General features: G+C 67.4%; 4 protein-coding genes and 1 pseudogene. 4 read left to right on the forward strand and 1 reads right to left on the reverse strand.

Going from position 1 to position 8,512, the window contains the following annotated elements; genetic code table 11:
• Nucleotides 1-36: 36 nt before the first annotated feature.
• Nucleotides 37-1,101 carry a 4-hydroxyphenylpyruvate dioxygenase gene (hppD, locus tag ASE86_RS07370; protein WP_056424109.1) on the reverse strand — a complete coding sequence of 355 codons (1,065 nt, stop codon included), beginning with the start codon at nt 1,099-1,101 and terminating at the stop codon, nt 37-39.
• Between the two features lie 101 nt (nt 1,102-1,202).
• On the opposite strand from hppD, the gene ASE86_RS07375 reads away from it, so the two are divergent.
• From ASE86_RS07375 to ASE86_RS16470, 4 genes and pseudogenes are all read left to right on the forward strand, one after another.
• Nucleotides 1,203-1,643 (forward strand): MarR family winged helix-turn-helix transcriptional regulator, encoded by a 441-nt coding sequence (locus ASE86_RS07375; RefSeq protein WP_056424112.1) that lies wholly within the window; start codon nt 1,203-1,205, stop codon nt 1,641-1,643.
• Between the two features lie 180 nt (nt 1,644-1,823).
• Complete coding sequence (locus ASE86_RS07380; RefSeq protein WP_082441850.1) at nt 1,824-4,013, forward strand: BamA/TamA family outer membrane protein; 2,190 nt, start codon at nt 1,824-1,826, stop codon at nt 4,011-4,013.
• A complete protein-coding gene (locus tag ASE86_RS07385; RefSeq protein ID WP_056424113.1) occupies nt 4,013-8,230 on the forward strand; it encodes a translocation/assembly module TamB domain-containing protein in 4,218 nt (1,405 codons plus the stop codon). Before ASE86_RS07380 ends, ASE86_RS07385 begins: the two co-directional genes overlap by 1 nt.
• Before the next feature lie 33 nt (nt 8,231-8,263).
• Nucleotides 8,264-8,512 (forward strand): annotated as a pseudogene (locus ASE86_RS16470) (NAD(P)-binding protein); the annotation flags it as partial.

An 8,512-nucleotide genomic window follows, 5' to 3' on the forward strand; every position in this document is an offset into this window, starting at 1 on the left:
CCGGTCGCGCTCGGGCGCCGCGGCGCCCGCGTGCGGCTAAGCCTCCTGCTTAGCCGGCACGACGCCGCGACGAATCTGATCCAGCTCGATCGACTCGAACAGCGCCTTGAAATTCCCCTCGCCAAAGCCGTCGTTGCCCTTGCGCTGGATGATTTCGAAGAAGATCGGGCCGATCATGTTGGCGGTGAAGATCTGCAGCAGCAGGCCGCCGCCCGTTTCCGGCGCGCCGTCGATGAGAATCTTGCGCTTTCGCATTTCCGCGACGTCATGGCCGTGGCCGGGCAGGCGCTGGTCGATCATGTCGAAATAGGTGTCGGGCGAATCCTGGAAGATGATGCCGCGCTCACGCAAACGGTCGACGGTTGCGAAGATATCGTCGGTCGTCAGCGCAATATGCTGGATGCCTTCGCCCTTATAGTCCTTGATGAACTCCTCGATCTGCGAATGCTCGTCCTGGCTTTCGTTCAGCGGGATGCGAATCTTGTCGTCGGGCGCGGTCATCGCCTTGCTGAACAGACCCGTTGCCTGACCCTCGATGTCGAAATAGCGGATCTGGCGGAAGTTGAAGATGCGCTCGTAGTAATCCGCCCAGTAATCCATCCGACCGCGCTTCAGATTGTGGGTCAGGTGGTCGAGGATGTCGAGGCCGACGCTGTTGTCGTTGCGCCCCTTGCCGGTCGGCGTAAAGTCGGTCGACCACAGGTCGTCCTTCTTGTCGACCAGATACAGGTTCGCGCCGCCGATGCCCTCGATCGCCGGGATGTCGAGTTCGCCCGGACCGTTCCGGCCCTTCACCGGCACCGCGCCGCGCTCGACCGCCAGCCTCAGCGCGGCTTCGTCGTCGGCGACGGTGAACGCCATCGCGTTCGCGCTGGGGCCATGCGCCTCGCGGAAGCCGGCGACCTGGCCTTCGCCGTCCATGTTCAGGATGAAGTTGATCTGCCCTTGCGCATAGTGGCGGACGTTCTTCGACTTGTGCGTGCCGACGTGCGCGAATCCGAGCTTTTCGAACCAGTCGGCCATCGCCTCAGGCTCGGGCGAGGTGAATTCGACGAAGGCGAAGCCGTCGAGGCCCATCGGGTTGTCGCGCTGCTCGGTCATGGCATTCCTCATGAACTGGTTTCAGTTGTTACTATATCAACCCGCGCGCGCCGTAAAGGCTGCGCTTGCCCGCAGGCGACGTCCGGCGCACAGTCGCTGGCGTGACCGATACGCTGAAGCTCGACGATTTCCTGCCCTATCGCCTGTCGATCGCGTCGAACCGGGTGTCGGACGCGGTCGCCGGCACCTACCGCGCGCTGTTCGGCCTGCGCATCTCCGAATGGCGGCTGGTCGCGGTGCTGGCCGAGAGCGACGGATTAAGCCAGCAGGCGCTGGGCGCGCGGACGCAGATGGACAAGGTGACGGTCAGCCGCGCCGCGATCGCACTGGTCGAGCGCGGCCTGGTCGCGCGCACGCCGAACCCCGGGGACCAGAGGTCGCACATCCTGGCGCTGAGCGCGGCGGGGCGGGCGCTCTATGCCGAGGTCGCGCCCAAGGCGCTGGAGATCGAGCGGCGCCTGTTCGGCAGCTTCGACGCCGACGAGCTGGCGCGGTTCCGATCGATGCTGGCGCGCATCGAGGACGCGGTCGACCGCCTCTAATCGCCGCCTATCCCCTTGGTACGATGCAAAAGTTGCCACCGACCGGACACAAAATCGGCATTGATCGTTACGCATATTCAACGGGCACGCGACCCGGGTGAATTGGGCGGGAGTTCGCGGCACGTGGGTCGGGGCGTATTGACGGTATGGATGCTGGCCGGCGCGGTGTCGCTGCCGGCGATGGCGCATGGCCAGATCAACCAGCCGAAGCCGGGACAGGGTGCCCCGTCCTCGCTGCTGAGTCCTGTCCAGACCACACCTGTCCAGACCACACCTGTGCAAAACACATCCACGGCCCCGACGGTTCCGACCGACGACACGCCCATCGTGCCCGACGCGACCTTCGAGAAGGAAGTGCCGCAGCTAAGCAACGATCCCAATGCCCCGCTGGAGCCGATCGAGGATTTCACCGCGCCGACACCCGTCGCTCAGTCGACGCCGGGTCAGCCGGTCGCGTCCGCCGCAACGCCTGCGGATGCCGCCGCGGCTCAGGTTGCGCAGGACGCCGAACTCAACCGACCGCTGCCGCCGCTTTCGGGCTTCAATGTCGAGCCGGTCCAGATTGCCGGGGTCGAGGACGCGCCGGCAAGCGAAATACGCTACGAGACGCGCGTGGAGGGGCTCGACGCGATCGGGCTGACCGACCGGTTCGAGGCGTTGTCGGCGTTGAAGGACGACAACGAAGCGCCGAACGCCGTGATCGTCGCCGCACGCGCGAAAGAAGACGAGGAGCTGGCCAAGCGGCTGATGCGTGCGGTGGGGTATTACGACGGCACCGCAACCTCCGCGATCGAGCCGCTGCCGGGTCAGCAGGGTCGCGTGCGCGCGGTGCTGACCGCGCTGCCCGGTGCGCAGTACAAGCTGGGATCGATCGCCATCCGCGCCGAGCCGACCGTACCGCCGGGCCTGATCGAGCGCGAACTGCCGATCAAGGTCGGCGAGCCGATCGATGCCGAACGCATCCAGGGTGCCGAGGCGAACGTGTCGTTACGCCTGCCGCAACAGGGCTATGCCTTTGCCGAGGTCGGGCAGCGCGACATCCTGCTCGACGATGCGACGCACCTGGGCGACTATACGCTGCCCGTAACCGTTGGCCCGCGCGGCAGCTTCGGCCGGATCGTGACCAAGGGCGATCCGGTGTTCGAAACCGATCACATCGAGGTGCTGCGTCGCTACAAACCGGGCGAGCTGTTTGACGCGAGGCTGGTCGATGACCTGCGCCAGGCGCTGGTCGCGACCAGCCTGTTCTCGTCCGTCGCGGTCGAGCCGCAGCGGACCGGCCGGGCCGGGCCGGACGGCACCGAAGAGGTCGACCTGCTGGTCACGCAGAACAAGGGGCCGGCGCGCACGCTTGCGGGACAGGCCGGCTATGGCACCGGTGAGGGCTTCACGCTGCAGGGCAGCTGGACGCACCGCAACCTGTTCCCACCCGAAGGCGCGCTGATCGTCAGCGGCATCGCCGGCACGCAGCAGCAGGGGCTGGGCGTCACCTTCCGCCGGTCCAACGCCGGTCGCCGCGACCGCACCGTTACCGTCACCGCATCGGCCAACCGGCAGGATTACGATGCGTTCGAAGCGTTCACCGGGACCTTCTCCGGTCGCATCAGCTATGATTCGACGCCGATCTGGCAAAAGAAGTGGACGTATTTCTACGGCTTCGAACTCGTCGGTACGAACGAGGACGTGTATGATTTCACGCTGCTGGATCGGGTACGACGGACCTATTTCATCGGCGCACTGCCGGCATATGTCGGGTACGATACGTCCGACGATCTGCTGAATCCGACCAAGGGATTCCGCCTGAAACTGAACGTCAGCCCCGAAGCGTCGATGAACCGCGGCACACGTCCCTATGCGCGTGGGATGCTGGAGGGGACGGCCTATTACCCCGTGACCAGCAGCATCGTCATCGCCGGGCGGGCGCGTGTCGGTGCGATCGCGGGCATTGCGCGCGACGATCTGGCGCCCTCGCGGCGCTACTACGCTGGCGGCGGCGGATCGGTGCGCGGCTTCGGTTTCCAGGAACTGGGGCCCAAGACGGAGGAGCCGAACCCGAAGTTCGATGCGACCGATCCGGAAGAAAAGGATCCGCCGACCATCTTCCGCCCGGTCGGCGGGCGCAGCTTCAACGAATTCGCGATCGAGGCGCGCTACCGCTTCGGCAATTTCGGCATCGTGCCCTTTGTCGACGCCGGGCAGGTGTATGACAGCACGTTACCGAAGGGCTCCGACCTGCGCTTCGGCGCGGGCATCGGCGGGCGGTTCTATACCAACTTCGGGCCGCTGCGTGTCGACGTGGCGACGCCGATCGCGCGCAAGCCCGGGGAATCCAAGATCGCACTGTACCTCTCGATCGGGCAGGCATTCTGATGGCCGCGTCGGACACCACCGTCGTAGTTTCGCGCCGCCCGCTGTGGCAGAGCATCGTAAAATGGGCCGGCATCATCATCGCCGGCCTGGCGTTGCTGGTGATCGTCGCGATGCTGGGCATCAATACCCAGCCCGGCCGGCGCTTCGTCGCCGACCGCATCGCCGGCTATACGCTGGCGAACGGCATCAGCGTCCGCGTCGGTCGCATCGACGGGTCGATCTATGGCGACATGCGCCTGCGTGACGTGCGGGTGCGCGACCAGAAGGGCGTGTTCCTGACCTTGCCCGAACTGCGTGTGGACTGGCGGCCGTTCGCCTTTGCGCGCAACCATGTCGACATCCGCCAACTGACCAGTCCGCTGGTCAGCATGAGCCGGCTTCCGGTGCTGAAGCCCGTACCGAGCGATCCCAACGCGCCGTTGCTGCCGGATATCGACATCGACGTGAATCGTCTGGCGATCGACCGGATCGACCTGGCGCCTGCGGTCAGCGGGACGCGGCGACTGGCGCAGGTTGCCGGCAGCGTCCACATCGCCGACCGCCGCGCACAGGTGCAGCTCGACGGACGAACGCTGACCGGACCGGGGATCGCGGGCGGCGATCGCGTCGCGCTCAATCTCGATGCCGTGCCGGACGCCAATCGTTTCGACCTGAAGCTGAACGTGCAGGCGCCGGCCAACGGCCTGGTGGCGAGCATGGCGTCGCTGGAGGCGCCGCTGACGCTGGCGATCGACGGCCGCGGCGATTGGCGTCGCTGGACCGGTCGCGCGGTTTCGACGCTGGGCGGCGGCAATCTCGCCGACCTGCGGGTCGAGGGGCGTGACGGGAAATTCGTCGTCCGGGGGACGACGCAGCCCGGCCTGTATCTCAAGGGCCCGGTCGAACGCCTGACCGCGCCCCGGATGGCCGTCGCGATCGATGCCGCGTTTGCCGATCGCGTCGCCGATACGAAGCTGCTGCTCCGATCAAGCGCCTTGCAGGTGACCGGCGACGGCAAGCTGGACCTGGCCGACAGCCGCTTTGCGAACTTCAAGGCGACGGCCATGCTGCTGACGCCGGGCGCCATCGCGCCGAACCTCAACGGGCGCGATGTCCGGCTGGCGGTCGCGCTGGACGGCCCGTTCGCGACCCCGGTCGTCGATTACAAGCTCAGCGCCGCTGCCCTTGGGTTCGGCGAAACGGCGGCGCAGGGCGTCTATGCCGAAGGGCGCGCGCGGGTCGATGCCGACCGGATCATGATCCCCGTCGCGGCAAAGGCGGCGCGGGTTGCCGGGCTGAACGCTGCGGCCGGCGGATTGCTGACGAACGTCGCGATCAATGGCGACCTCGCGATCAACAACGGCACCGAAATCCTGTCGGACAACCTGCGGATCCGGTCCGACCGGATCGATGCGATCGCGATCGTCGCGGCCAACCTGTCGACCGGCCGCTATGCGGGTGCGCTGAAGGGGCGGGTGAACGATTACCGGGTCGATGGCTTCGGCATCGTCAACCTGACGACCGATGCCAAGCTGTACACGCCGGCCACGGGCGGGTTCGGCATTCGCGGTCGCGTGGTCGCGCAGACGTCGCGCATCCTGAACGACGGCGCGCGCGACTTCCTGGGCGGAAACGCGATCGCACGGGTCAACCTCGACTACACGCCGCAGGGAATTATCGTCTTCGACAACCTGCGGGTGGCCGCGCCGCAGTTCCGCGTGACGCGCGGGTCCGGGCGCTATGATCCGGCCGGTCCGCTGCTGATCGACGCGGATGCCTATTCGACGGTCTACGGACCGGTCAGCGCGCGTGTAACGGGGACGCTCACCGCCCCCGTCGCTACGATCCGCGCGGCACGGCCGGGGCTGGGCGTCGGACTGAACGGCGTGACCGCGACGATCCGCGGGCAGGGCAGCCGCTACGCCATCGTCGCACGGGGCGGTTCCGAATACGGACCGTTCACTGCCGACCTGTTGCTGTCGACCGGGCCGCGACTGACCGCCGATATCCGCAATGCGCGCTTCGCAGGAATCGATTTCCGCGGGCGGGTCGAACAGACACCGGCCGGGCCGTTCGCCGGGCAACTTGCGTTCGACGGGTCGGGTGTAAACGGCACGCTGCGCCTTGCTGCGCAGGGTAATGTACAGCGTGCCGACGTGAACGCGCGGGCGCTGAACGCGGTTATTCCAGGCAGCGCGGGCCTGACGATCGGTCGCGCGATCATCGCCGGCAGTGCGGTGCTCTATCCGAACGGCCCGGCGATCACCGGCGATGCGCAGATCGCCAATCTGAAGATGAGCGAGTTCCTGCTGCGCACGTCGCGGGTGAAGCTCGACTATCGCGGCGGCAGCGGCACGGCGCAGGCGTTCGCCGAAGGGTCGTCGGGCGTGCCGTTCCGCATCGGTCTCAATGCGCGTTTCTCGCCGCAATTGTGGCTCGCGGCGGTGCAGGGGCAGGCGAACGGAATCAATTTCCGCACCGCGCAGCCCGCGCGGATCATCCCGGAGCGTGGTGCGTACCGCCTGCAACCGGCACGGATCGATTTCGACCAGGGATCGCTGCGGCTCGCCGGGCGCTACGGCAGCGGGATCGAACTGCAGTCGCGGCTTGACCGGCTCGACCTGTCGATCGCCAACGCGTTCGTGCCCGGGATCGGGCTCGGCGGGCAGGCAAGCGGCAGTCTCGATTTCCGCCAGTCGGCGGGCGCCAGCGTGCCGCAGGCCGATGCGAAGCTCAGGATCACCAACTTCACGCGCTCCAGCCTGGCGTCCGTGTCGACGCCGGTGAACATCGTATTCGCCGGTCGGCTGGTGTCGGAGGGTGGCGACGCGCGCGCCATCATCCAGCGCGGGACGACGACCGTCGGTCGGCTCGTGGCGACGCTGCGCCCGCTTCCGGCCGGGGGCAGCTGGACCGAGCGGCTGATGGCGGCCCCCCTGTCGGGCGGCATCCGCTACAACGGCCCGGCCGGCGTGCTGTTCTCGTTCGCGGGGCAGTCGGGGCAGCAGCTGAGCGGCCCGATCGGCGTCGCCGCGGACTTCGGCGGGCGGCTGGCGTCGCCGCAGCTGAACGGCGTCGTGCGGGCGAGCAACCTTACCTACGACAACGAAACCTATGGCACCCGGCTGACGAACATGCGGCTGAACGGGCGGTTCACCAACGACCGGTTCGAACTGACCGAGATGGCGGCGCAGGCCGGGGAAGGGACGATCACCGCGCAGGGGACCGTAGGGCTTGCAGCCGATGCCGGCTTCCCGATCGACATCCGCGCGACGCTGAACAATGCCCGTCTTGCCCGCAGCAATGCGCTGGGTGCGACCGCGACCGGCAGCGTCCGCGTGGTCAACAATGCGCGCGATGGCGGGCTGATCCAGGGCGACCTGACGATCCCGGAGGCCCGCTATCAGGTTGTCCGGCAGGGCGCGGCCGAGGTGCCGGAACTGACAGGTGTTCGCCGCAAGAGCGATATCGTGCGCGCGACGGCTGCGACGAGCACACAACCTGCAGCGGCGTCCGCCGGCTTGTTCAAGTTCGCACTGCGCATCCGCGCCGAGGACCGGCTGTACGTCTCGGGCATGGGCCTGGAGTCCGAATGGGAAGCCGATATCCGCGTCGGTGGCACCTCGGCGGCGCCCAATGTGACCGGCGAGGCGCGGGCCGTGCGCGGCACGTACAGCTTCGCCGGCAAGCGCTTCGAGCTGACCCGCGGGATCGTGCGGTTCCGCGGTGGGCCGATCGCCGACCCTGAACTCGATATCGCTGCGACCACGACGACGCAGGGCATCACCGCGATCATCGCCATCGGCGGAACGGGCCAGCAGCCGCGGCTGACGTTCACGTCGACGCCCAACCTGCCGCAGGACGAAGTGCTGTCGCGCCTGCTGTTCGGCAATTCGGTGACGAACCTGTCGGCGACGGAGGCGATCCAGCTTGCCGCCGCGCTCAATTCGTTGCGTGGGTCGGGTGGCGGCGGGCTTAATCCGCTCGGCAAGCTTCGCAGCGTAACCGGAATCGACCGGCTGCGCATCCTGGGGGCGGATCAGGCGACCGGACGTGGGACCGCGCTGGCAGCCGGGCAGTATCTGACCGACGACATCTATGTCGAGATCATCACCGACGCCCGCGGCTTCACTGCGACCCAGCTGGAAATCGCGCTGACCCGCGCGCTCAGCCTGTTGTCGTCGACGGGCTCGTTCGGGGGATCGAACGTCAACCTGCGTTATTCGAAGGACTATTGACGCCGCCGCGCATCGCTTACACCCTTGTCAGTAATGACGGAGGCGCGGGTGGAGCAGTTCGACGTGATCGTGATCGGTGCCGGCCTGTCCGGCATCGGCGCGAGCTGGCATCTGGCGACGGAGTGCCCGGACCTGCGCCACGTCATCCTGGAGGCGCGCGACGACCTGGGCGGGACGTGGGACCTGTTCCGCTATCCCGGCATCCGCTCGGATTCCGACATGCAGACGCTCGGCTTCCGCTTCAAACCGTGGCGGCAGGCGCAGGCCATCGCGGACGGCGGG

The organism is Sphingomonas sp. Leaf33, from assembly GCF_001421785.1.
Taxonomy (GTDB): domain Bacteria; phylum Pseudomonadota; class Alphaproteobacteria; order Sphingomonadales; family Sphingomonadaceae; genus Sphingomonas.

What these genes read in the sequence shown, in the direction of transcription:
- hppD (WP_056424109.1), bottom strand. Translation starts at nt 1,101, where the DNA reads ATGACCGAGCAGCGCGACAACCCGATGGGCCTCGACGGCTTCGCCTTC.
- ASE86_RS07380 (WP_082441850.1), top strand. Translation starts at nt 1,824, where the DNA reads ATGGCGCATGGCCAGATCAACCAGCCGAAGCCGGGACAGGGTGCCCCG.
- ASE86_RS07385 (WP_056424113.1), top strand. Translation starts at nt 4,013, where the DNA reads ATGGCCGCGTCGGACACCACCGTCGTAGTTTCGCGCCGCCCGCTGTGG.